We start from the raw sequence: 22899 nt of genomic DNA on the forward strand, positions 1-22899 counted from the left end.
AAATGGAGCGATGGGTCGCCTTACCCAACAGGGGCAAATTGCGCTTCGTATATGGAAGCGATGCCCTGCCGCAGGTCGATTGTAGCGGTCCACCCCAGGGCGTTGATTTTGGAAACGTCCATCAGCTTGCGGGGGGTACCGTCGGGTTTTGAGGAATCGAAAACAATTTCGCCCCCGTAGCCCACGATCTCTTTGATCAGGTATGCCAGGTCCCGGATGGAAATATCCGCTCCCACCCCGATGTTCACCAGGCCTTTTTCATGGTAGCGGTCCATCAGGAACAGGCAGGCATCGGCCAGGTCATCGGCATGCAGGAATTCGCGCAACGGTTTGCCCGTGCCCCAGACCGTTACCGTCGGCTGGTTGGCTTCCTTCGCCTCGTGCATCTTGCGCAACAGGGCCGGCAGCACGTGCGAGTTCGCCAGGTCATAATTGTCATTAGGACCATACAGGTTGGTCGGCATCACGGAAATAAAGTTGCAGCCGTACTGGTCGCGGTAGGCATCGCACATCTTGATGCCGGCGATCTTGGCGATGGCATAAGGTTCGTTGGTGGGTTCCAGCTCGCCGGTCAGCAGGCTGTCCTCCCGGAGCGGCTGGGGAGCGAGCTTCGGGTAGATGCAGGACGATCCCAGGAACAGCAGCTTCCGAACACCGGAACGGTGGCTCTGGTGGATCACGTTGCTCTGGATCATCAGGTTGTCGTACAGGAATTCGGCCCGGTAGGTGTTGTTGGCCAGGATGCCGCCCACTTTGGCGGCGGCCAGGAATACGTATTCCGGCCGTTCCGCCTCAAAGAAGGCCTGTACGGCGGCGGCATCGCGCAGGTCCAGCTCCCGGGAGGTGCGGCACACCAGGTTGCCGTATCCCTGTTCCTGCAGGCGGCGCACAATAGCCGATCCGACCATGCCCCGGTGGCCGGCAATATAGATTTTCGCGTCTTTATTCATGGAAAGGTGCTTGTTATTCATGGTAATTCAGCACTTTATGGCCGGCTTGCATCAGGTAGGCATCCCGCTGGAACAGCTCCAGGTCGGCCCGCACCATGTCCTTCACCAGGGCCGGCAGGTCGAATTTAGGCTGCCATCCCAGCTGCGTCATGGCCTTGGTGGGGTCGCCGATCAGCAGCTCCACCTCGGTGGGACGGAAGTAGTTGGGATCCACGGCGATCGCCACTTTTCCTGTTTCCAGCTGGAATTCAGGGTTAGAGCAGCGTACGACGCGGCCGATTTCCTGCAGGCCTTCGCCTTCGAAGGAAAGCTCGATGCCCAGCTCTTCAAAGGCCATGCGGACAAAATCGCGTACGGTGGTGGTGATGCCGGTGGCGATCACGTAATCCTCGGCGGTGTCCTGTTGGAGGATCAGCCACATGGCTTCCACGTAGTCCTTGGCATGGCCCCAGTCGCGTTTGGCGTCGAGGTTGCCCAGGTACACCATATCCTGCAGGCCCATGGCGATGCGGGCGGCGCCGCGGGTGATCTTGCGGGTCACGAAGGTTTCGCCGCGCAGGGGCGATTCGTGGTTGAACAGGATGCCGTTACAGGCAAACATATTATAGGCTTCGCGGTAGTTCACGGTGATCCAGTAGCCGTACATTTTGGCCACGGCATAGGGGGAGCGCGGGTAGAAAGGGGTTTTTTCCGACTGGGGGATCTCCTGCACCAGCCCGTAGAGCTCGGAGGTGGAGGCCTGGTAGATCTTTGTTTTTTCGGTCAGTCCCAGGATGCGTACCGCTTCCAGGATGCGCAGGGTGCCCAGGCCGTCGACGTTGGCGGTATATTCCGGGGTATCGAAGCTCACCTTTACGTGCGACATGGCGCCGAGGTTGTAGATCTCATCGGGCTGCACCTCCTGGATGATCCGGATCAGGTTGGTGGAATCGGTCAGGTCGCCGTAGTGCAGCTTGAAGCGGACGTTCTTTTCGTGGGGGTCCTGGTAGAGGTGATCGATGCGGTCGGTATTGAACAGGGACGAGCGTCTCTTGATGCCGTGCACCTCGTATCCTTTTTCCAACAGCAGTTCGGATAAATAGGCGCCGTCCTGGCCGGTAACGCCGGTAATTAAAGCTCTTTTCATTACGTGTAAAATTTCAGTTTAGTCTTATAAAAAAGCAAGGTAAAGTGTCTACATCAGTTTTTTCGCCGGGCCACGCACATCAGCGATAAAGCGCTGGCGTCGGAGGAAGGGTTTCTTCCTGACAGCAGGTTGCCCAGGCGGTATTTGAATTCCGCCTTTCCTTTCACGCCCTGCAACACCTCTTTTCCGACGGTATGGTTGTGCGGGTAAATAGCGACATCAAAGGTATCCTTTTGCAGCACATTGTGGAACAGGTCCCGGGTTACCCCATCACCGGCCCGGTGGTGGATCTCGCATTTAAGGCCCCACTCCTGCTGGCCGCCTCCTTTGTGAAAGCCTTTTTGCATCATCCGGTAAAGAATCAACCGGCCGTTCCACATCAGCTTTCCAACGCCTTTGAAATTCCAGGCGCTTTTTTGCGGGTCGTGATCGGTGACCAGGATCCCGCCGTTGGGTTTTACGAGGCGGGCCGCTTCTTTGAGGATGGCTTCCATATCGTCGCAATGGTGCAGGGTGGCGTTGAGGGTAACGATATCGGCAAAGCCGGAAACGAAGGGCAGGTTGGTCGCATCGGCCAGCAGGGGCACATAGCCGAGTTCTTTAGCCAGCTTCAGGGAGCCTTCGGCCACATCCACGCCGATAATCACTTTGGGTTTTCCGCCGAGGGTAGCCAGCAGGTTGCCGGGACCGCAACCGATGTCCAGCACCACTTTATTGTCCCAGTTGCCAATGGCCGCTTCCCACCTGCTTTTAAATTCTTCACTCCTATGGCAATAGGTCAGGTATTCCTCCGCCCAGGCGGGGTGGCTGAAATAATAAGCGTTGGCCACCAGGCCTTCGCTGGCATTTTCGATTGGGCAGAATAAATAATTACCGACGTCATAAATGGCGGCGCCGGGTACTAAGTACTCTTTGATCTTGTTCAGCATATCGCAGTTGTTTATGGGTGAGGGCAGGTAATATACCTACCTATATCATGTTCGTTAACAAGTATTGATGAATAGGGACAAACACGAATAAGGTTCCATCGCATGGTCACTTGCAATACCGCTATCTGCCTTTTCGGAACGGTTTCATTCACAGGCGGTCCTGCAAGAGGCGGAACGGCTTTATGAAGTAATACAAAAAGAACAGAGCCGAAGGCAGCCGTAGCGATTTTAAATCGTTGGCTGTAGGCATAAAAAGCAATTTCAGGCTATTCACGACCAGTTTCAGCTGGTGCATCCTGTTGTCACGCAGCGCCAGATGCTGCGAAAAATGCTTCCAGGAATATTTTAATTTCGTCAGCATGGGATATGCCAGCAAATTTTCCAGGACCCGTCCGCCGTCTTTACCCCTATGCAGCTTATAGCCGGGAGGGGGATCTATACCCAACAAGTCATCGGCCAAGTAAAAGCCCGTTTCCAGGGCCTTTTTGATTTTCAACTGCCCCGTTTTTTTCCTAACCCACTCCCAGTCGATGGAATCAGCCTTATGTTCCACGAAGGTGCCCAGATCCACGACATGCTTCAGGGTTCGCCAAACATCGTTGACACCATGGTGGGTAATCAGGGACAGAAAATTAAAGGAGGTATTCAACAGGTTTACTTCCTTGCCATACACCTGCTCGACCTCCAAGTGCTGCAGCAGTTCGGCATTTTGGAGCGGTACGTCAAAGGAAGGCGGCAGCAACTGCCAATGAATTTCGACGCTGGTCAGCCTCCCCTGTTGGTCTGTTTTATAAAACGACCGCTCACAGGAGACCTTTACGATATAGTCTTCGTCCTGTTCGTCATAATAGAAATCCGTCCGGTAACCTTCTGCCAGCAACAGCCGGGTAACCTTTATAGTATCGGAAGGATAAATCAAAAAATCAATATCCCGGGTTTCCCGGGTAATGAAATCGCCAAACAGGAACCGGCTTAAAAAAGCGCCTTTATAAGGAACGGAAGTGATGCCCTGACCGCGGAGCAGCGTCTGCAGACGCAAGATTTCCTTAGCTTTTTCCAGGCTGGCGGCGGCAAGCTGGAAGCAATCCTGCCGAAGCCGGGCCAGGGTATCAGGATCCACCCCTGCCTGGTGCGCTGACAAAACCTTATAGATGACGGGCCGGATCTCGTATTCGAAAATCAGCTGGCAAAAGAAGTCCCAGTTTATGGTCCCGCCCTGCAGGTAAGCTGCCAGAGCCTGGGGTGTTTCTTTCCGGAAGTAGATCCGCAGCACCAGGATGACCAGGCCGGTCTCCGTGCCGAACCGTTTCTTTATGTCTTCAACGGGAATCATATCATCTGGGTTTTATACGTATGGAAAAACAAACCTTTGCGGGCAAGCAAGTCGTCAAAAGTGCCGCTTTCGGCTATCGTTCCATTGTCCAGCACGTAAATATAGTCGGCTGCTTTCAGGTTGTACAAGCGGTGCGAGATGAGGATGATCACGCGGTTAGGGGCCCCTTCTTGTTTGAGGTTGTGCAGCACCTCGTATTCGGATACCGGGTCCAGGGCGCTGGTTGGCTCATCCAAGATCAGGATGGGACTCTTTTTATAAAGGGCCCGGCTCAGAGCCAGCTTCTGCCACTGGCCGCCACTTAACTGTTCTCCTTTCTTAAAGGTTCGTCCCAACTGCGTATCAAGGCCTAGAGGAAAAGAATTGAGGTATTGGCCGAAGCCTGATTTTTGGGATGCGTCTTCCATACGCAGCTCATCCCACCTATTAGTGCCCAGTGCAATGTTTTCCCGAACGGAAAGGTAATATTTGCCAAAATCCTGAAAGAGCGCCGTTATGTTGCGTCGTATATCATCCTGAGCAATGCAGGTAATGTCCGTATCCCCAAGGAATACTGTGTCCTGGGGCACATCATACAGGCGGCATAGCAGCTTTACCAGCGTTGATTTACCCGAACCGTTTTCTCCCACAATGGCCACGATTTTGCCGACAGGAAAATGCATATTGATATCCTTCAGCACCTGACGGTTGGTTTGCGGGTAGGTAAACGAAAGGTCTGTCACCTGTATCCCTCCGGATAAAGAAGGCATGGGGCGCTCCACGTCCCTGCTTTTGACTCGAGGTTTTATGGCCAGGTAATCGAGCACCTGCTGCAGGTATAAGTGCTGCTGAAAAAGGTGAATACAAGACTGGTAAAACGTTCCAATGGCCCCTTGCAAGCGCTGGAAGGAAGTCAGGTACACCACCAGTCCTCCGATAGAAACGGCGGTCACCACAGTTTTATTCAGGATGATACCGTAAATGAGCATGACGACGCCGATCTCGAAAAACTGGATGAGGACCGTAAAACGAAGGAAGCGGCCCTGCAGCCGTTTGCCTTTACGGAAGATGGCCTTTCGGATCGAGGAAAAGCGGTGAATGAAAAAGGAGCCGTAATGAAATATCCGGACTTCCTTGGCGTATTCGTAACTCGTAAGGTAGTCGAACAGGTCAGAGGCCCTTCTTTCTAGCGAGGCGCAGTTCTTTTTCAGCAGGAATTGCTGGTACCCCTGCATTAGCCGGATAACCGCCAAGGGAATGCTCAGTACCACCAGCAGCAGCGGTATGGACCAGTGAACCGAAAATAGGAACCCGGAAAACAGAATGATCGTTATGGTACTTTGAATGAATCCCTGCAACGAAGTGATCAGTTCAGCAGGCCGGTACCGCGACTGCTGCTGCACCATATACAATTCGTTGTAGAAATCCGGATCCTCAAAATACTCCAGGTCCAAGGCAACGGCCTTGTGCAAAACCTTGCGGGACATATCGTCGGAAATAACCTGCTGATGCTGGTCGAGGAAATAGGAGGATAATTCTGTAACCAGCAGCGAGGCGGCCTGCACGCCGAAGAACAGCAGGATGCTGGAGCCGGACCGCTCCCAGGAAAGCCCTTTGAATGCCAGCAGTCCCTCAATAAAATGCTTTAAAATGAGCAGCGACAGCAGGGGTAGTACCGCCTGCAGCGCATTGATCACCAGGTTGATAACTGTCAACTTTCGGGCAGAATGCCACATCAGGCCAAAACCACGGGCCGTAATGGTAAAAAAGTCTTTCACCCGTGATTTCTGCCGGATAACATAGTACAACATCAGGTAGCGAATAACGATTTATGAGCCAAGGTGGAGGGATGTGCCGGCTTCTTGGGCTTTCCGGAATAAAAGTCCTGGAACCGCTTGGAAAGGGCGATGACCTTCAACAGGAGCTGTCCGTATTTTTGCCGGAAAGCTACGGGGTCGGCAGCATCTTCATGAAGCCCTTTGAACGCTGATACCTTTTCAAAAAAAGAACCTCCTGGAAGATCGGGAAAGTGCAGCGTGAGCTCACTTTCCACCTGCTCTTTTTGCCGGATCGTTTCCGTTGTTATCTCCAGGGCTGCTTCAAAGGATATGGCATCGCTTTCCACCCAGCGCAGAAGGGTACATTTGAAGGCAGCACAAACCGAGTAGGGCCGGTCCTGGTAAATAGTGCAGGTTTTGTCCTGCAGGTAACAGCACGGCAGCCGGAAGGCCTTTTGCTGGTCGTTGAGGTTAAAAACACGGAACTGGAACCCCGTTTCATCAGGCTCTCCCTTATCCATATCCAAAAAGGCATGGCTGAACAAAGTGCCGTTACAACACATGCCACAGCTCGTGCATAGATTCTGATCCAGTGAATTCATTACAGAATATTTAATTAAGTTTTGGTTTAAAGGAAGGTCCTGGAAAAATACGCCACTAGGGCATATTTCTTACTGCGGGTACCTCCCATAATGATTTCGGTGCCGCACAGTACCCAAGCGTGGGCGTCGAGGGCTTTCCGGGTTTCGTTCTTTATGGTCCCGAGACACAAGCTGTAGGGTATTTTCCGGCGCTTCAGCATAAACATACAGGCCAGCGCCTGGTCCAGACAAACGCTTTTCCAGGGTACATTGGAGCAGACCGTATTGACCGCCAATTGTACCATCCCGGACTTTTCTTTTTCCGGGCCGGATAAAACTTCCCGTCGTTCACCGTTCAACGTTCCCATTCGTTGAGCGATGGCCTTTAACGGAACGAACCGGACCATCAGCTTGGATGCCAGAAGCCAGAAAAAGGCTTCCAGTAAAAGTATCTTAAACCGGAAGGAACCTCTCCAAAATTTGACTGCTTTATGCATTTTCATAAAAAAAACAATTCCGCGTTTTTTCCAGGAACATACTCATCATAGCCACACTTTGCAGATTGTCGAACCACAGCATCTCCGTGTCTTCTATTCCAGCCGTCAGCCGCTCCACCTTTTTGCGGTCAATATATTCGAATATTTCGTGGCCGTTGTTCCGGGACAAACACAAGTCTTTTAATTGATTAAAATGTGTACTGGATTCCACTCCATAAAAAGGGATGGTGCCTGTTTCGGTGGACTTCTGCTGGTGCAAAATATCAGGAGGCAAAATGTCTTTTACTGCTTGACGGAAAAACCAGCGGTTGCTGCCATCCCCCACTTTCCATTCGTCGGGAAGATGGAAATAATATTCTATCAAGGGTATATGGAACAGCGGATAATTGTACTGTAATCCATAAGCGGATGTCACCAGGTTGCCCGATTCGATCCTTTCGGTTAGGCAGCCGTTATTCAAACCATACAGGGACCTTTCTCTCAACGATTGCCCCGGAGGAAAATGGCCCTTTTGAAAGAACAGGTCTTTCAATTGAAGATCCGCACAAAGCTCATCCCTTAAAATGACACCTGCCCATTTTCGCTCTAAAATAGCGTCAAACGCCTTTTTTTCCTTCCGAAGTAAAAACTTTGCATACTGCAAACTCCCTTTAAACGCAGCCCCGGACCATGATTTACCTGAATACTGCCGGTGCATGTGGATCAGGCGGAAGATCCGTCCTTCCTGCATTAGGGTGTACTGGTAGCGGGGAAAAGCATTCTGGCTTAACAGTTCATCCCCGCCAAAGCCAGATAACACCGTTTTTACCCCTTCCTGCTGTGCTTTCGCGTATAAGCCGCTTTGGAACACGGTAAAGAAAAAGTTAGTCGGGTATCCTATTATATCCAGGGTATTCTGAAGCATTTTCTCCGGCTCGAAGGGGAGGCGATCCACACTATAGTGCCTTTGGATGCCTGAATACCGGCACACATTCGCCGCCTTATCCCATTCGTCGGAAAAATTCTGATAGTAATTTTTATAGGCCGGGGGCAGCACATTGGAAAATGCCACAACCTCCCCTTGCCCAGCTTTTTGCATCCGCCGGGCAAGGACCGCAATGGAGGCGGAATCCAGACCGCCGCTCAACTCCACGCCCAGTTTGCCGGAAGGGCAGTTCCGCAAACGTACCGCTTCTTCCAAAAGAGCCCGGAATCCTTCCACCGCTTCGTCCCGCGACTTAACCAGTGGCGGTGTTGCGCCCTCTATATTCCAGTAAGCTGAATAATGGATCGTGTCTTTACAGACCACCATTTGGTGACCGGGCAGCAGGCGCAGGATTTTTTTAAACGGGGTGCGGTCTTTGTAAGAATTAATGCCCTGCAAATAATCGGCTATCCATAATTGGTCCCGTTCGGCAGCAAATGAATATCCGGATAAGACTTGTATGCGATTGGAAAACAGGAAACGGTCAGGGCCGGCATAATAGAAAAGCGGCTTCTGGCCCAGAGGGTCCCTGGCAGCCAGCAGGCGCTTTTCCTTTCCGTTCCAGATCGCAAAAGCAAAATCGCCCATCAGTCGCCGCACACAATCGTCGCCCCACTTTTTATACCCTTCTACCACTAATTGGTAGTCGGAGATGGTCCTATTAGCAGCAAAGGGCCTACCCAGGCATCTTCCCAGTTCTTCGCGGTTATACAGGCGGATATCGCCCAGGATGGATACATTTGCCTCCTTATCTTCGTAAAAGTGCTGGGCCGCTCTTTCCCCCCCTGTAGCGGCGAAAGCAACCGCCTCTGCAAAGAAGGTCTTTACAGAAACCTGCGCATCTGCGGTTGTTCGCCGGGATAAGCTGGAAATAAAGCTATCTTCCACAGGAACACCATTTCGGTTAAATATCCCGCTGAATCTGTTCACGAACGTTTATTTAAGGAATCCAGAAAATTGATCAGCTTCGTACCCTTATTAAAGGGGCGTTAACAGGCATACTGCGGAAGGACCTGTTCGTTAATAAAATGAGCAAAGTCCTTCGGCTCAACAGTCTCCGGCCGGGCTACCTTCACAAAGGGCACTTTCTCCATAAGGGCGGACAAATGGCCAAAGTGCACCTTTGTTTTCCGCAGTTCCTTTACAAGCTCGTAGCGAAACGTATTTTCTTTTAAATAGGAAAATAATTCCAGACCGTCCACGCCCTTTTTTTCTATGGAATGGTGCGTGTGAAAGGAAATGAAAATGACGGCTTTTATGGGAACCGGCCGGGTTTCTGGCAGCCGTTGAATGGGAAAATTGTATTTTTCGACGTCCTTACTGATCCTGCGGAAATCAGCTACCCTGAAACCATAACTCTCCAAGCTATACTCCGCCAATTTCATCCGGGCAATTCCCGGATACACCAATGGCCGTCCTCCTTCATCAAAAGAAATGGTGGAAAGGTCGTCATTTAATAGTTCATACCCATTCTGATGCAGGCCAAAAGAAAGGGTTGACTTTCCGGCAGTGGAAGGTCCCGCTATTAACACCGCCCCGCCCTCTACCCGTAGGCTGGCCGCATGAAGGGTAAGCAGGTCATGCTTGCAGAGAACTATGCTCAACAGGGTGGAAAGAAGGAACAGCCGAATGCTGTCGGGATCAGCGCCATCATAGGGTTGAACAATAATTTCATTCTTATTGGGGACAAAGAATTTAGCCACCCCGTCTATCTGAAGTAAATACTGGTGCAAAGAAACCTGCTGTACAGGATTGCAGGAAACCGGGTCCTCAAGCTTATCCGGAACGGAACCCAGCTTTATGGCAACTCGGGGATATCCCATTGCCGGTAAAAGTTCGGGAAGCGGTATTTCGGAATCCAGGTAAATTCCATTGGTAAAATAGCTGAAAGACGACATTTCTCATTTTCCTCACGCTGATAACGACTATCAGATCTTAAAGTGATGAATGTTTTAGCAGTTGTCAGCAAAGATACATAAAACGATCCTAAAGGCTCATTTTTATGTCATTGCACTTGTTTTGGTTGTTGTAGATACCGGCATTCCTAAGGTCCAGGAGGCCGGGACCGGGAAATTAAAAAAGTTTAGAATAAAAGCTTATATCCGCTCGCCTTCATTCTAAACTGAAGTTCCTATTAGCAGGTTCCCGAATCAGGATGTTCCTTTGCAAGAACTGTAACAAACGAATGTGGAAGGGAGCTAGCTCCCCGGCCCGGTCATCCGGAACTTACATGCCCGGATACGGCAACTGACCGGGACACTGCTAAAGCAGGAGCCCTAAAGGTTAGGAATGAGCATACCAGAAAGCCTTACCGGCTTCTTTGTCACTCGCTTCTTTACCACTGAGAGTATTCATCCAGTTTTCTTTATACAACTGGGGGGCTTCCCAAACCGGAACATTTGATCCCATTGCGAGATCGTCAGCTTTCTGAATGCGCTCAGCAGCGTTTTGATTGTTGACTTTCATAATTGAAATTTTAGGTGAAAAATGAACGTGAAAAAAGAAAGTAATGGCTAACAGGGAATGATAATCTTCTCTTTCAGCAACTCCTCGACAAAGGGAGCCACCTCTTTGAAAGTCTGGTCTGAGGGTATCCGGAAGGTGTCACTTAATTTAGCGCAGATCTTTTGAAGACTTGATGGTTCTTCCAGCAAATTCCAGATATAGGAACCGGTTCTATTCAGACCAAAATACTTCCCATCTTCAATACTCATCATCACCATTTCGCCGCCGACCTCGTTGGCAAGAATACCTTCATTTCGTTTGTAAATGAGTTCAGACATATCTCATAAGCAGTTTATAAGTGTAAAATTAACGTTTTTAATCATGGTTTTCACCTATCGCATTAACTATTTTCACTTAAATTCATAATTTAAGCCATTTTTAAGCCGCACCGCACCCACCAGCCGGTAATCCGATCAAAGAGATCTGACAAATGACAGCCTTGATTTTAGATGGAGGGAAATCTTCCTTCGGTGCTCCAGAAAACCAGAGTCAGGAAGCCGCCATTTTTGTCTTCATGACCGCAATACCTGCCCGGACTACGGAATGTGTTTTAATCAGTTCAATAATTTTTTTTGTTCTCTTTTCCCGTCCCAGCCTATTCAGGTGGTAAACAGTATCGTAAAAATCGGCATTCTCAAAAATAAAATCAGCAGTGCTGCCTACGATCCCGATCTTTAAGTTGTGGGACAGATCTCTTTCGAGCTTATTAATGGCTTCTTTATTTTTAATGTATTCTTCCCTGGGATAATTGGGGTACAGGTAAAACACCCTGACGTTATGTGCTTCGGCAAACGCAGCAAACCGGTTCAACTCCCCAATCCCTTCCCAGTCCCTGTACTGAAGTACTTTTTTATCCCTTAAGCCGTTAAGCGGAGTTGTATTCAGGGGGGCGGTTATATCACCATAGTGATTAAAGGCGGCTCTTGAATATACATTACCGCCCTGTGCGGCCGGGGAGGGAGCCTCCTGAGCCTGACCATGGGAAAAAAGAAAACCGGTACAACGGTCCCGGGTGGACTTCAGGTGCAAATTCAATTCTTCAATAAAGCTCCTCTGGTAATATTCTTGAGCCTGCGGATAAAATTCACTCGTATGCCTTTTCAGTTTATAATTGCCCTCCGACCCCAAAAAATACTCCGTGGAAAGGAACACCATATCCCCTTCTCTGACGGTGCTTTGCAGCTCATTCAACATAAAGGATAGTCCCAAGCCGGCATGCAGCCCCAGGTTAACTACAGGAACTTGGAGCCCCCGGGAAATCTCCTCGCTGTTAATTCCAAAGGCAATATTAGAGCCGCCGGCAAAAATCACTTTAGGCGTTTTGATACTGTCCACCAGCCGGTGCTTGTCAATAATTGCCGACATATAGTCGCTTCCGCTTTCCTTATGGATGCGGACCAGCAAAAGGGCTGCAGCCACATAAATCACTATCAACGAAACAAGGAATACCGAGATCCGTAAAGCAAACTTTTGCATAACCTAAAATTGAAAATAAATGAATTGCTGTTCCTTGCCTCCAAAAAGGAAAATCGCCATAACCAGTGCATAATACATTCCATAACGGAATACCGGGCTCCAGCGGATACCTAATTGAGCAATGGCATACTGCTGCTCCCGGCCCAGCCATTCGACTACCATAAACAAGGTCACCAAAAGAAGGGTGATCTTTGGAAGAACCTGGGGAATGGAAAATACAGAGGCGGAAAAAATAACGGAAATGTAATTCCAGGCATGTCCCACACTATCGGCCCTGAAAAATATCCATGCCAGAACCGTCAGTGCGAAAGTGCTCACTATTGAAAGGGTTTCGTTCAGCGAGGGCAGTAGTTTACCCTGCGCCACCGTATCCAGGTTATTGCGGTTTGTTTTGAAAATGATGGAAGGCATGATGAACAGAGCATTTAATAGCCCCCAGATGATAAAGGTCCAGTTAGCCCCATGCCAAAAACCACTTACCAGAAAGATGATGAAGGTATTTCTGATCTTCCTCCAACTGCCGCCCTTACTGCCGCCCAGCGGAATATAAAGGTAATCACGGAACCAGGTGGAAAGCGAAATGTGCCAACGCCTCCAGAATTCGGCAATATCACGTGAAAAATAAGGGAAGGCGAAATTTCTCAATAATTCTATTCCAAAAAGTCGGGAAGTTCCCATGGCGATATCGGAATAACCGGAAAAGTCGCCATAGATCTGGAAGGTAAATAAAAGGGCTCCCAGCACCAGGGTGCTTCCCGAATACGCCGCCGAATTATTGAAGATCATGTTGGCATACTCGGCACACTGGTCTGCAATCACCACTTTTTTGAAAAGTCCCCATAAGATCTGCTTTAAACCATCCACGGCCTTTGCATAGTCGAAAGTCCGCTGCCTTTGAATTTGCGGCAGCAGATGCGTGGCCCGTTCTATAGGGCCGGCCACCAGCAACGGAAAATAACTGACGAAAAGCGAGTAATCAGTAAAATTCCTTTCTGCTTTTATTCTCCCCTTATAAATATCAATTACGTAGGAAAGCCCATGAAAGGTATAAAATGAAATGCCAACAGGCAGTATTACATTCAAAGTCCAGGTATCCAGGTGGATGCCGGAAAAGGAAAGCAATTCAGCCAGTGAGGAGGCAAAAAAGTTAAAGTACTTGAACACGCCCAGGAACCCTAGGTTCACCGAAATGCTCAGCCAGAACCAGAACTTTTTCCAAGGCTCATTGCGGGCATGAGCCATTTTTAAACCCGTGAAATAGTCCAGCAAGGTGGAAAATACCAGCAATAATAAAAACCGCCAGTCCCAGCAGGCATAAAAAAAGTAACTGGCAGCAAGCAGCAACAGGTTTTGCAGCTTCAGGCTTTTATTGGCCAAAGACCAATAAAGAATAAATATGATTGGTAAAAACAGTGCGAAGTGTGTTGAATTAAAAAGCATGCTTTCTTATCGGTTGAAATAGATGACTACCGGTTCTTTTTCTTTTTAAAATGCATTCTTGTCGCCGGTGAAAACGGAAAACACGGTAAGGAAGATAATTTTCACATCCAGCCACAAGCTCCAGTTTTCCATATACCACAGGTCGTGCTCCACCCGCTTCTGCATTTGTTTCAGTTGTCGGGTCTCGCCCCTATATCCGTTTACCTGCGCCCAACCTGTAACCCCCGGCTTGAGGAATTGCCGCACCATATAATCATTGATCACTTTTGAGTAATCATTGGTATGCTGCAGCATATGAGGACGCGGTCCTACGATGCTCATGTCGCCCCGGAACACGTTGATAAACTGGGGAAACTCGTCCAGACTTGACTTGCGCAGGAATTTTCCGACCCGGGTGAGCCGGGCATCGTTTCGGGTAGCCTGGCGAGAATTGGCGTCCTTGTTCACCTTCATGCTTCGGAACTTCAGGCACCAGAAGGGCAGGTTGTTCTTACCAGTCCGTTGCTGCCGGAAAAAGACCGGGCCCCGAGACTCGAGTTTGATCAGCAGTGCCAGCAGAGGCACCAGCCACGACAGGATGGTCAGAATAACGATCCCACTTACCGCCACATCAAAGAACCGCTTACGAATAATGTTGCCGGGATCATCAATATGAGGATTACGCATCGACAGAATGGGAATGTCGTTCAGGTAGGCCACCTGGAAGTTCCGGTTCACCACCGACTGCAGGTCGGGTATGATACGGAACCGGATGCAGCTTACTTCCGCCTCTTCCATCAAACGGTAGATTTCTTCATCCTTTTCCGGGGCAATAGTCGAATACACCTCGTGAACACCATGTTTGAGGGAGGTTTCCATTGCCTGACGTTTGGAAGAAAGAACCGGATAATGGGTCAATTCCTTTATATTTTCCTCGTCCTCGCAAAAGCCAACCACTTCGGTATACTGGCCTTCAGCCTCCAGGTATGCCGCTAGCTTTTTGGCGGTGGGATTATACCCGATAATGACCACCCTGCGGGCAATCCGGGTATTTTGCTGCAGCGCACGGCGCCATCCCAGATAAAGAAAGCGGTTGATGACCAGCAAACACCCATAGCCTGTCAGGAAATAAATGATAAAGAGCCGCGAAAGGTCGAACTGACGGGTAAAAAACAAGTAAAGAAAAACGATCATTAACCAGAAAAAATAAACCCTCATGGTACAGCGGCAGAACCCCTCATAATGAAGCAGGTTCCGGAAGTGATAAAGGTAGCTGGCATAACTGACGGCTATCCATGAAACACTGAGAAACATCAGGAAATAGGTGTATTGCAGGTACAGTACATCCTCTATTCGTTGCATCTGGTATTGTAGCAACAGGAACAGGACATTCAGGGCGGCAAGATCAAGAACAAGGGCCCCGAACTGAGACAGGCGCATTAAGCGATTGTTCATAAAACTGTAAATAAGAATTAGAAAATTCAAATAAGAAATGGCAGAAAGACCGGCGCAGCCTCCACTCTGCTATTGTAAAAAGATGCTACTTCGGTTTGAAGTGAAAAACCGGGTAGCCCAGCCATAGGTACATGAGCGCCAAGACGGGCGGAAATTGCCTGACGGCAAACAGTCCCCCCTTTCCCCCCGGGCGAAGGGAGCCCTCCCATTTCACGGCAGAATGCCGGCGAAGGAGGATCACAAGGATTCAGGAATGGTATCTGATACCGAAAAGCGACGGGTGAAGCGCTTCTTTTTCTTAACTCCAGGTTCGTGCAGCTGCTCCATCTGTTCAGCATAGCGGGTTAATATCTGGTCCCGGGACAAAGCATCTTCGGCGTACCGGCGGGCCCTGGAGCACAAAAGGGAACCATCACTGCGGACGGCATTTAAAACGGCGGCGGTAAACATTTCCGGGCTTTCCGGCTCCACGACCAGTCCGATCCCGTGGTTATGGACCGTTTCGTACAAGCTGGTACCGGGAGCAGCCGTTACTACCGCTAATCCCCCAACGGCCAGGATGGTAGACAACTTGGACGGCATCACCAGATCTCCGGCACTTGCCTTTTGGATCACCAGGTGCACGTCGGCCATGTTTAAAAATTCGTTGAAACGCTTATGCGACTGCAAGGGCAGAAAATGCACATTGGCAAGGCCCTGATCTATTGCCATCTGGTGCAGCCTTTCCTTGTAGGGACCGGAGCCACAGATCACAAACTGCAATTCCGACTCCTGCTCGAGCGCCTTGGCGGTGCTCAGGATCATTTCCAGTCCCTGCTTTTCGCCTATAGCTCCAGAGTATAGAATTATCTTTTGTGAAGGGGAAAAGCCAAAGCTCTCTTTAATATCCTCTTTTTCCTTCAACGGATGGAAAAACTCAGTATCCACCCAGTTGGGAAACAAAGTAACATCCCGGCCGATTTTATCTTTTATCTTTTTGAGCATGCCTCCCGAAATGCTGCTGACCATATCGCTCTTCTTTAGGACCCGCTTTTCCAGGAGAAACAACAGGTCGACCAACTTTTTCGACTTGATCATATTTAGGTCGCGGGCAGCTTCAATTTGTAGATCCTGAATATGGTACAGGAATTTGGCCTTGTGAAAGGTTTTATAAAGCAAGGCATGAAAGCCTAACTGAAAGGGAGGAGCAACCGTAATCACATAATCAAAGCTTTGCCCACTAAGCACTCGCACCAGTGCGAACAAGGAACTAATAGTAAAGGTCATCTCGCTCAGCAAACGCTTGGAACCGCTAGGCCTGGAAGGTACGTAATGAGGACAGCGGTACACTTCAATAGGTTTGCCGGAGGTTGGGATCGTTTCCCTGGAATACCATTTGTTGGAATAAGGCTGTTGCACCTTCCATTGAGGGTAATAGGGAGAGGTGGCAATTACCGTGCATTCGTATCCCTTGCTGGCAAACCACTGAATCATTTCGCCATTATACTTACCAATGCCGGTCAGTTCAGGAAAAAAGTTTCCTCCAATCAGTAAAATTCTCTTTCTCATAAGCACACTTGCGATGGGTTAAATGGGTTGATTATTTACAGCATATCATTTCCGGAAATTGCCGGACTATGGTGAATCGTATAAAGTTTGGTTTATAAAAGGACCGCAACTGGAAAAATTGCAGGTATATCCTGTCTGCCGTTTGGTTTGCCACGAAAGGGCGGTAGCAGGAATCTACATACTTTTTATCGAACTGAATTCAGACTGGCAAGATCAGGGGCAAGCGCTTGCTGAGGAAAACTTTCTTTGGCTTCTGGTTTGTATTTTATTCTTTTCGAAATCTTTTCTGAGTAATCTTCAAACACCTTGTAAAAAAGCCAGGCGCAAAAGAAAGTAAGGAAAGTGGCAACGAAAAACAGAATCCAGCTATTGGAAATGCTCATTTTCGGCTTCAACAAATTGATCAGCTTTATGCCAATAGGAAAATGTATCAGGTAAATGGAATAAGATATTTTCCCTGGAAACTGTAGAATGCTGGATACAGGTAACCGAAAGAACAAAATAAAACCTATGGTGAACAGCGCTGCTACAAACGAAGGGAACTCATAATAAAATGCGGAATAAGCCAGCAGCACAACTAAGACCGTACCATTAACTGCAGGGGACCCATTGTTTGTATAGATCATAAACCCAATCGTCCCCACCAGAAAGAATACCAGGAAGGAAAAAAGGGTAACAGTATGGGCGATACCGGTCTGGCTGATATATAAGAGTCCGGGCAGTACAACATATAAAGCCATTTTTGGATAACGCATCAAAAGCGCATACAAAAGGCCGATCAGCAAATAATACTGCGCTTCTATATTCAAGGTCCAAAAGACAGGGTTATCTGCTGGAAAGTGAAAATAGATCAGGCTTTTTAAAATGGACAGCATGTTTTCCGGGTAAGCCATATGCCTTGCTTTATAGGATAAAAACATAATGGCCAAAGTCAAAGCCAGTGCCGCGATATAGGGTGGATGAAGCCGCAACAGGCGTTTGTACAGGAAACGGCCATAATGCCGGATGTGGTATTTTCCTTTAAAAAGGCTATAAGGAATAACAAACCCGGATATAACAAAAAAAACATGAACCCCATACTGGCCATAGTGGTCGAAGCAGGCAAACAGCGGTCCGAATATATGTCCTTCTGTTAGGGCAAAGCCAAAATGACAAAAGCAAACCATTATTACGGCGACACCCCTGAGCAGCACCAGGCTGTCAAGCTGTTTGCTGTCTGGAAGGATTTTAAAATTAAACATCAGTTTTGGTTATTTAGGCTCGAAAAAACAATCTATCTGCCACAGGAGCCGGAAAGATAACAGATAACGAACGGCACAATTTTGCTGCCCGTGCGCTTATTGGTATTTATACTTCAGCTTCAGGAAGCGCTTTTCAAAATGAAAATAGGAAAGGTAGCCTACCAGAGCCAATAAGCCTAATGAAACAATGCTTATGGATGTATAAGTTATAAACTTGTACGGGAAACCTGCCAGAAAACCGGCACGGTTAAAGTAACCAAGATTAAGCGTTAACGGCTGCTGCCATATATATAAGCTATAAGAAAGCATTCCTACACCCTTCATGATTTTATGGTTAAGGAAATCGAAAATCGGGTCGCCCGCATTTTCCCTGATCAGGCAAAGAATAAGAAGAGCCGAAAACGACACCGACTCAATGAAAATCATTAAATGCTGAGAGGACTTCAGTATCAAAGGACTCAAAAAAGTTAGGAGAAACAGGCCGGACACAAGAAGACTTTTATACCTGCCCCCCCCATTGAAAACAATCACTTTTTTGAAGATCAGGACAGAACAAAGCGAGCCCACCGCTATACCCTGGAACTGCACGATCAGATTGAACACAAAGCCGACATAAGGGTTGGAAGTGTGTATATGTAAAAGATCGAAAAGCAGGGAAAAGCAAATAATGAATGCCAGGAAGAACATGTAGATATTAAGGTTCCTTTTTAAAATAAAAGGAAATATCAGGTAAAACTGTTCCTCAATAGCCAGAGACCAATAGTGGGACGTTAAATGATTAGCTCCCTTATAGTTTAAAAAGAAGTTCCTAACGAAAAGGAAGGAAAATAAAATGGCATACCAGCTTATATTCAATCCCAGAAGGATATTCAAGGCGCACACCGCCAATAAATAAAAGTAAGCCAGCGGGATGATCCGGTAGAACCGCCTGATATAGAAGTTTTTCAGGGATATGCTTCCCTTTGTAACTTTTTCTTTAAGTAAGAGGGTGGTAATCAGGAAGCCGCTGATCACAAAGAAAAACTGAACGCCCAGATTAGCCAGGGGATGAAAATCAAATTTCAAACTAAAGGACATCAGCACATGAATTACCACAACCAGCAATATGGAAACCGCTCGCAAGCCATCCAGGGAGGGGAAATAATTCCGCTCAAATAGTGCAGGCACCTCCGACACTTCCGACAATAATTTTTGCTTTATTCTCATAAACTCATTTTGGTAGTATAAACAGTTATCGCAGATATATCAACCAGTAAAGCACTACTTTGCCCGTTCCTGTAACCTGCAATAGATCTGGGTAAAATAAGACATTTTTAAAATGGCGAACGCCAGGCCTCTAGCTCCATCCCGGAAGCCTCCAAGCAAGAGAAAGCTTCCGAAAAAATAAGCCGGTCCGATCAAGGGACTGTTCATCAGGCGGTACTTCAGCTTTTGCTTCCAGGTCCATCTAGCCCCTTCCTGCAATTGCCCGGCATGCTGATAATACCTGGCGGTTTCCCAGCTGGCATACTCGTTGTGTTTATGCATATAGTGGCCTACATCCCGCAAATCACGGTGGTCGATCTTACTCCGGATCAGTCCTATCTGGCCCTGGAGCACCGGATGCTCGTGCACCTCCATATCGAGCCGGCTCCACTGATCCTCATCTATTCGTTCGTATTCGCCGGCGCCTACACGGAACAGGGCCAGTTTGCGCAGCGGGTACCCGCCCCGGAGCTTCTTACCCATGAAGTAAACGGTATAGCTTAACCAGAAACCGACATAATCTTCTTTTGCAAGAGCTGCCCGCAGTTCCTTTTTAAAGTCCTCGGTCAGGTGCTCATCCGCATCCAGGAAAAGTACCCATTTGGTATCCGGAGTATGATTTCTCAGGTACCAGTTCCGTTTCTTGGGAAACTTTCCGTCCCAGACAAAGTCAATCAACGCCGCACCATTCTTTTGGGCAATTACCTTCGTCTGGTCCGTACTCCCGGAATCCACCACTACCACCTGCCGGGCCAGGTCATTACCGATAGCGGCAAGGCAGCCACCCAGATTGGCTTCCTCGTTTTTTACCGGAATGACTATTGTCAAATCAAGTATCATGAGATCTCTGTTTTCGCGTATTATGCTGTTATATTCTTTAAGCTGTTACAATTTGCTTTTCCCCGGCCACTGTTCGAACCAGTTCATTCATTATCCTGGGCTTCAAAGGCTTACAAGGGTGCCCTCCGCATACCGTCCATTCAGGCATATCCTTTGTCACTACGGACCGGGCCCCTACCACGCATCCTTCATGGATGGTTACGCCCGGATGTACAAAAGCTTCAGCAGCGATCCATGCATGGTCGCCTATAAAAACCGGCTTTGTATAGAGCGGAAATCCTGGATGGGTGTAATCGTGAGAACCGGTACACAGATAAGAGCCCTGCGACACCACTGCCCGTCGCCCAATGGTTATTTTACCCTGCGAGTAGAGCGTTACGCCATTGGCGATACCGCATTCGTCGCCTAATTGCAGGTTCCAGGGCGCCCATATCTTCACCCCGGGATAAACATGCACTCCTTTTCCTACCTGAGCGCCAAACAGCCGGAGCAGCAAGGCCCTCCAGCTGTGAAAGGGCCGGGGCGAATTCCGGAACAGGAGCCCGGCAACTACATTCCATAAAACCCTGCGCAGGCGGTTGCCCAGGGAAAAAGAAGGTCCGACAAAAGTATCTTGATTATGCATGAAGCAGCAATTTGCAGGGTAACTATTATAGGATGATAAAGGTTGAAAGATGCGGAGTTCCGGACTGTCATTTCGGATCATTTGACACTCACAGGCAAATAGCGCTGGCAAAGTTTTTGGCGGCCTGTCCTACCTCGAAGTGCTTTTCATAAGCCGCGTATGCATTGGAGGCCATCTGCAGTTTTTGTTCAGCGGACGAGTATATCCAGCTGTTCAGAAGCCGTTTCGTTCCTTCCAGGGTATCATCCGCAATGATACCTCCCCCCTCCTGCTCAATTTCCTTCCAGATATTTACCTGGTTGGAAAGGAGCACCGGCTTATGGCAGGCCAGGGCTTCCGCTACCGCTATCCCGAAATTTTCCTGGTGGCTGGGAAGAATAAAAGCCTGACTACCATAAAAAGCTCCCCATTTGGCATCGCCGGAGAGCATACCGGGAAACAGCACTTGATCCTGCAATCCAAGCTCCGCAACCATCTGTTGCATGTGGCCGCCAAATGGAGTCGTTAATCCGGGCCCTGCAACAACCAGTTTGGGCACATCATGGCACTCCTCCTGGACAAGCGCCTCTCCCGCCGAATTGTTTACAACGGATAGCCTGCCTGATCTCTGGAAAGCATGCTGCCTGACGATCTCTGCATAGGCTTTGATCAATATATCCACTCCTTTTTTTTCGTGTATCCGGCCGAGAAAGAGCAGGTAAGGCTCCTGCTTAAGGCCGGGACAATGCTCCAGGAAAGCACTTTGCATGGAATGGGTATATGGAAAAGGTTCTTCCACACCCAATCCAACTACCTTGGGTTGCCTGGGATGATAGGACCCGAACGATTCATGGGCAAGGCGCAGCTCCTCGCTGCAGGTAAAAAGCAAACCATCCACCCCGTTTACCACCCGGGCTTCAATAAGGTGCCAATAAGCCCAGTTTCTTAATGCTTTTATTTTCCTTCCGGCTGCCTTTTGAAAATAGGGATCGAGCATGCCATGTGGCATAATGCATAGTTTGGGCGCCCGGTCGTGGCCGTGCCGCATTTTATAAAGGCGCATAGCTTTATGGAGCGCATATCCGCAATAAAGCCAGAGTCCATGAAGCACCACCACATCGAAGCGGGACAAATTTTCCTTCAGCCATCCTTTCAGATGGGGACTGTACGACCAGGGCCCTTTTCCCCGGCCCAGCGCATGAACGGGAAACGCGTCGGTCTCCAAGAAGGAGGAACCCGGATTATCCAGGCAAACCACTTCGTTTGAATAGTGCAACCCTTGCAGACCTGCAATGATTGTCCTGACCGCCTGGCATACACCGCCCAGTTTGGGGTCCATGCTGTCTATAACATGTAATATCTTTTTGGTCCTCATTTCGTTTCTCCCAAGAGTATAATTCGCAATAAGAAATTTTTCCTGATTAAGAAGGCAAACAATGCTGATAAAGCAAAGACAAGGGCACAGACAAGCAGTTTTACTATTAAGTTATAATGCAGTTCAACGGATAACGCCCCTTTGAAAAAGAACTGGAATGCCTCCAGGAAAACTACATGGCAGAGGTATATGCCAAAAGTCAGGGAACTCAGGACTTTTACCCATCCGGGCACCTTTCTAAGGGGAAGTCCGATAGCAAGCAGCAGCAGTCCCAATCCGCCAATTGGTAGGTTCACCACACTGGCCGCCACCGGAGCATGGATCTTAAAGATCATATTAAAGACCGATAAACCTACCAGGAAGATACCGGCAGCTACCAACGGCCCATGAAAGCCCGACCTGTTGGTCTTTGAAGCGAGTAAAAATGCGGCAACCACATAAAAGATGATATGAGGCGCACTGGCTACACCATAGCTGTTAACAATGGCCCCCAATACCAGGTAGCAAATCGATAAGGAAACAAACAGAAAGCCCAGGAGCTTTTGGGAGAAAGCCGAATAAGAAATCATAAAAACCCCAACGACAAGCAGTTGTATGTTCAGCAATGAGGGTAAAAAATATAGGTGAACAGCGCTTTCCCCGAAAAGCAATACTCTCCAGAGAACCAGATTATTATCGGCACCTGTCAGGGTACTTTTAGCCCATAGCAATCCCGCGTAAATGAATGACCATGCCAGGAAAGGCAAGCCGATCCGCAAAAGAGATTTTTTTAAAATGCCGGGTACCGTTGCCGGTTCCATCCCCGATACCATCAACACTAGTGAGGTTAAATAAAAAAAAGGAACGCAAAGCGGCGAGAATACGTCCTGAAAAAGCCGCGCTTCAGGGGTATGAAAAGGTACATGAATAGCAATGACTCCTAAAGCGGCGAAGATCCGGATCACATCAATGGTGGCATTTCTCTTTTCCGATTTTACTGAGGGAGGTAGCTTTATCTTCTGTATTGTTTCCATTTGAAATTAACTTAAAGGAACTGATCCTTTTTTTTCATATG

At 48.6% G+C, this 22899-nt stretch carries 21 protein-coding genes; all 21 read right to left on the reverse strand.

Features of this window, described 5'->3' with window-relative positions; translation table 11 throughout:
* Positions 1 to 20: 20 nt before the first annotated feature.
* Positions 21 to 971: a GDP-L-fucose synthase gene (gene fcl, locus V9K67_RS05640; RefSeq protein WP_414696756.1), complete on the reverse strand. Its 951-nt coding sequence runs from the start codon at positions 969 to 971 to the stop codon at positions 21 to 23.
* Positions 964 to 2076: a GDP-mannose 4,6-dehydratase gene (gene gmd / locus V9K67_RS05645; protein ID WP_336720676.1), complete on the reverse strand. Its 1113-nt coding sequence runs from the start codon at positions 2074 to 2076 to the stop codon at positions 964 to 966. The genes fcl and gmd overlap by 8 nt, the downstream gene beginning before the upstream one ends.
* 53 nt (positions 2077 to 2129) lie before the next feature.
* Positions 2130 to 3005, reverse strand: coding sequence for a class I SAM-dependent methyltransferase (locus V9K67_RS05650; RefSeq protein WP_336720677.1), 876 nt, complete (start codon positions 3003 to 3005; stop codon positions 2130 to 2132).
* Between the two features lie 148 nt (positions 3006 to 3153).
* A complete protein-coding gene (locus tag V9K67_RS05655; RefSeq protein ID WP_336720679.1) occupies positions 3154 to 4338 on the reverse strand; it encodes a nucleotidyltransferase domain-containing protein in 1185 nt (394 codons plus the stop codon).
* Positions 4335 to 6128, reverse strand: a complete 1794-nt coding sequence (locus V9K67_RS05660; RefSeq protein WP_336720681.1) for an ABC transporter ATP-binding protein — start codon at positions 6126 to 6128, stop codon at positions 4335 to 4337. The genes V9K67_RS05655 and V9K67_RS05660 overlap by 4 nt, the downstream gene beginning before the upstream one ends.
* A complete protein-coding gene (locus tag V9K67_RS05665) occupies positions 6128 to 6697 on the reverse strand; it encodes a YkgJ family cysteine cluster protein (protein WP_336720682.1) in 570 nt (189 codons plus the stop codon). The genes V9K67_RS05660 and V9K67_RS05665 overlap by 1 nt, the downstream gene beginning before the upstream one ends.
* 26 nt (positions 6698 to 6723) lie before the next feature.
* Positions 6724 to 7179 carry a lasso peptide biosynthesis B2 protein gene (locus V9K67_RS05670; RefSeq protein ID WP_336720683.1) on the reverse strand — a complete coding sequence of 152 codons (456 nt, stop codon included), beginning with the start codon at positions 7177 to 7179 and terminating at the stop codon, positions 6724 to 6726.
* On the reverse strand, positions 7166 to 9067 hold the full coding sequence (locus V9K67_RS05675) for an asparagine synthetase B family protein (protein ID WP_336720684.1): 1902 nt from the start codon (positions 9065 to 9067) through the stop codon (positions 7166 to 7168). Before V9K67_RS05675 ends, V9K67_RS05670 begins: the two co-directional genes overlap by 14 nt.
* A gap of 59 nt (positions 9068 to 9126) precedes the next feature.
* The gene (locus tag V9K67_RS05680) at positions 9127 to 10035 is read right to left on the reverse strand and encodes a hypothetical protein (RefSeq protein WP_336720686.1); all 909 of its coding nucleotides are present in this window, start codon (positions 10033 to 10035) and stop codon (positions 9127 to 9129) included.
* A gap of 385 nt (positions 10036 to 10420) precedes the next feature.
* The gene (locus tag V9K67_RS05685) at positions 10421 to 10603 is read right to left on the reverse strand and encodes a hypothetical protein (RefSeq protein ID WP_336720688.1); all 183 of its coding nucleotides are present in this window, start codon (positions 10601 to 10603) and stop codon (positions 10421 to 10423) included.
* A gap of 47 nt (positions 10604 to 10650) precedes the next feature.
* Positions 10651 to 10920 carry a PqqD family peptide modification chaperone gene (locus V9K67_RS05690; RefSeq protein WP_336720690.1) on the reverse strand — a complete coding sequence of 90 codons (270 nt, stop codon included), beginning with the start codon at positions 10918 to 10920 and terminating at the stop codon, positions 10651 to 10653.
* 211 nt (positions 10921 to 11131) lie between these two features.
* Positions 11132 to 12118 carry a hypothetical protein gene (locus V9K67_RS05695; RefSeq protein ID WP_336720691.1) on the reverse strand — a complete coding sequence of 329 codons (987 nt, stop codon included), beginning with the start codon at positions 12116 to 12118 and terminating at the stop codon, positions 11132 to 11134.
* A gap of 3 nt (positions 12119 to 12121) precedes the next feature.
* Positions 12122 to 13558 carry an MBOAT family O-acyltransferase gene (locus V9K67_RS05700; protein ID WP_336720692.1) on the reverse strand — a complete coding sequence of 479 codons (1437 nt, stop codon included), beginning with the start codon at positions 13556 to 13558 and terminating at the stop codon, positions 12122 to 12124.
* Between the two features lie 45 nt (positions 13559 to 13603).
* Positions 13604 to 15022 carry an undecaprenyl-phosphate glucose phosphotransferase gene (locus V9K67_RS05705; RefSeq protein ID WP_336720693.1) on the reverse strand — a complete coding sequence of 473 codons (1419 nt, stop codon included), beginning with the start codon at positions 15020 to 15022 and terminating at the stop codon, positions 13604 to 13606.
* A gap of 207 nt (positions 15023 to 15229) precedes the next feature.
* The gene (locus tag V9K67_RS05710) at positions 15230 to 16540 is read right to left on the reverse strand and encodes a WcaI family glycosyltransferase (protein ID WP_336720695.1); all 1311 of its coding nucleotides are present in this window, start codon (positions 16538 to 16540) and stop codon (positions 15230 to 15232) included.
* 185 nt (positions 16541 to 16725) lie between these two features.
* Complete coding sequence (locus V9K67_RS05715; protein ID WP_336720696.1) at positions 16726 to 17781, reverse strand: acyltransferase family protein; 1056 nt, start codon at positions 17779 to 17781, stop codon at positions 16726 to 16728.
* Between the two features lie 96 nt (positions 17782 to 17877).
* On the reverse strand, positions 17878 to 18987 hold the full coding sequence (locus V9K67_RS05720) for an acyltransferase family protein (RefSeq protein WP_336720697.1): 1110 nt from the start codon (positions 18985 to 18987) through the stop codon (positions 17878 to 17880).
* Between the two features lie 54 nt (positions 18988 to 19041).
* Positions 19042 to 19866, reverse strand: a complete 825-nt coding sequence (locus V9K67_RS05725; protein WP_336720698.1) for a glycosyltransferase family 2 protein — start codon at positions 19864 to 19866, stop codon at positions 19042 to 19044.
* 37 nt (positions 19867 to 19903) lie between these two features.
* Positions 19904 to 20491: a WcaF family extracellular polysaccharide biosynthesis acetyltransferase gene (locus V9K67_RS05730; protein WP_336720699.1), complete on the reverse strand. Its 588-nt coding sequence runs from the start codon at positions 20489 to 20491 to the stop codon at positions 19904 to 19906.
* Positions 20492 to 20579: 88 nt separating this feature from the next.
* Positions 20580 to 21809, reverse strand: coding sequence for a glycosyltransferase (locus tag V9K67_RS05735; RefSeq protein ID WP_336720700.1), 1230 nt, complete (start codon positions 21807 to 21809; stop codon positions 20580 to 20582).
* Positions 21810 to 21841: 32 nt separating this feature from the next.
* Complete coding sequence (locus V9K67_RS05740; protein WP_336720701.1) at positions 21842 to 22858, reverse strand: acyltransferase family protein; 1017 nt, start codon at positions 22856 to 22858, stop codon at positions 21842 to 21844.
* Between the last annotated feature and the right edge of the window lie 41 nt (positions 22859 to 22899).

The organism is Huijunlia imazamoxiresistens (genome assembly GCF_037132455.1).
GTDB classification, from domain to species: domain Bacteria; phylum Bacteroidota; class Bacteroidia; order Chitinophagales; family Chitinophagaceae; genus Flavisolibacter; species Flavisolibacter imazamoxiresistens.

Excerpts from the sequence above, each read along its gene's own strand:
- fcl (WP_414696756.1), bottom strand. The coding sequence starts at position 971 with ATGAATAACAAGCACCTTTCCATGAATAAAGACGCGAAAATCTATATT.
- V9K67_RS05710 (WP_336720695.1), bottom strand. The coding sequence starts at position 16,540 with ATGAGAAAGAGAATTTTACTGATTGGAGGAAACTTTTTTCCTGAACTG.
- gmd (WP_336720676.1), bottom strand. The coding sequence starts at position 2,076 with ATGAAAAGAGCTTTAATTACCGGCGTTACCGGCCAGGACGGCGCCTAT.
- V9K67_RS05720 (WP_336720697.1), bottom strand. The coding sequence starts at position 18,987 with ATGAGAATAAAGCAAAAATTATTGTCGGAAGTGTCGGAGGTGCCTGCA.
- V9K67_RS05715 (WP_336720696.1), bottom strand. The coding sequence starts at position 17,781 with ATGTTTAATTTTAAAATCCTTCCAGACAGCAAACAGCTTGACAGCCTG.
- V9K67_RS05655 (WP_336720679.1), bottom strand. The coding sequence starts at position 4,338 with ATGATTCCCGTTGAAGACATAAAGAAACGGTTCGGCACGGAGACCGGC.
- V9K67_RS05735 (WP_336720700.1), bottom strand. The coding sequence starts at position 21,809 with ATGGACCCCAAACTGGGCGGTGTATGCCAGGCGGTCAGGACAATCATT.
- V9K67_RS05665 (WP_336720682.1), bottom strand. The coding sequence starts at position 6,697 with ATGAATTCACTGGATCAGAATCTATGCACGAGCTGTGGCATGTGTTGT.
- V9K67_RS05650 (WP_336720677.1), bottom strand. The coding sequence starts at position 3,005 with ATGCTGAACAAGATCAAAGAGTACTTAGTACCCGGCGCCGCCATTTAT.
- V9K67_RS05690 (WP_336720690.1), bottom strand. The coding sequence starts at position 10,920 with ATGTCTGAACTCATTTACAAACGAAATGAAGGTATTCTTGCCAACGAG.
- V9K67_RS05660 (WP_336720681.1), bottom strand. The coding sequence starts at position 6,128 with ATGTTGTACTATGTTATCCGGCAGAAATCACGGGTGAAAGACTTTTTT.
- V9K67_RS05740 (WP_336720701.1), bottom strand. The coding sequence starts at position 22,858 with ATGGAAACAATACAGAAGATAAAGCTACCTCCCTCAGTAAAATCGGAA.
- V9K67_RS05695 (WP_336720691.1), bottom strand. The coding sequence starts at position 12,118 with ATGCAAAAGTTTGCTTTACGGATCTCGGTATTCCTTGTTTCGTTGATA.
- V9K67_RS05700 (WP_336720692.1), bottom strand. The coding sequence starts at position 13,558 with ATGCTTTTTAATTCAACACACTTCGCACTGTTTTTACCAATCATATTT.
- V9K67_RS05730 (WP_336720699.1), bottom strand. The coding sequence starts at position 20,491 with ATGCATAATCAAGATACTTTTGTCGGACCTTCTTTTTCCCTGGGCAAC.
- V9K67_RS05725 (WP_336720698.1), bottom strand. The coding sequence starts at position 19,866 with ATGATACTTGATTTGACAATAGTCATTCCGGTAAAAAACGAGGAAGCC.
- V9K67_RS05680 (WP_336720686.1), bottom strand. The coding sequence starts at position 10,035 with ATGTCGTCTTTCAGCTATTTTACCAATGGAATTTACCTGGATTCCGAA.
- V9K67_RS05670 (WP_336720683.1), bottom strand. The coding sequence starts at position 7,179 with ATGAAAATGCATAAAGCAGTCAAATTTTGGAGAGGTTCCTTCCGGTTT.
- V9K67_RS05685 (WP_336720688.1), bottom strand. The coding sequence starts at position 10,603 with ATGAAAGTCAACAATCAAAACGCTGCTGAGCGCATTCAGAAAGCTGAC.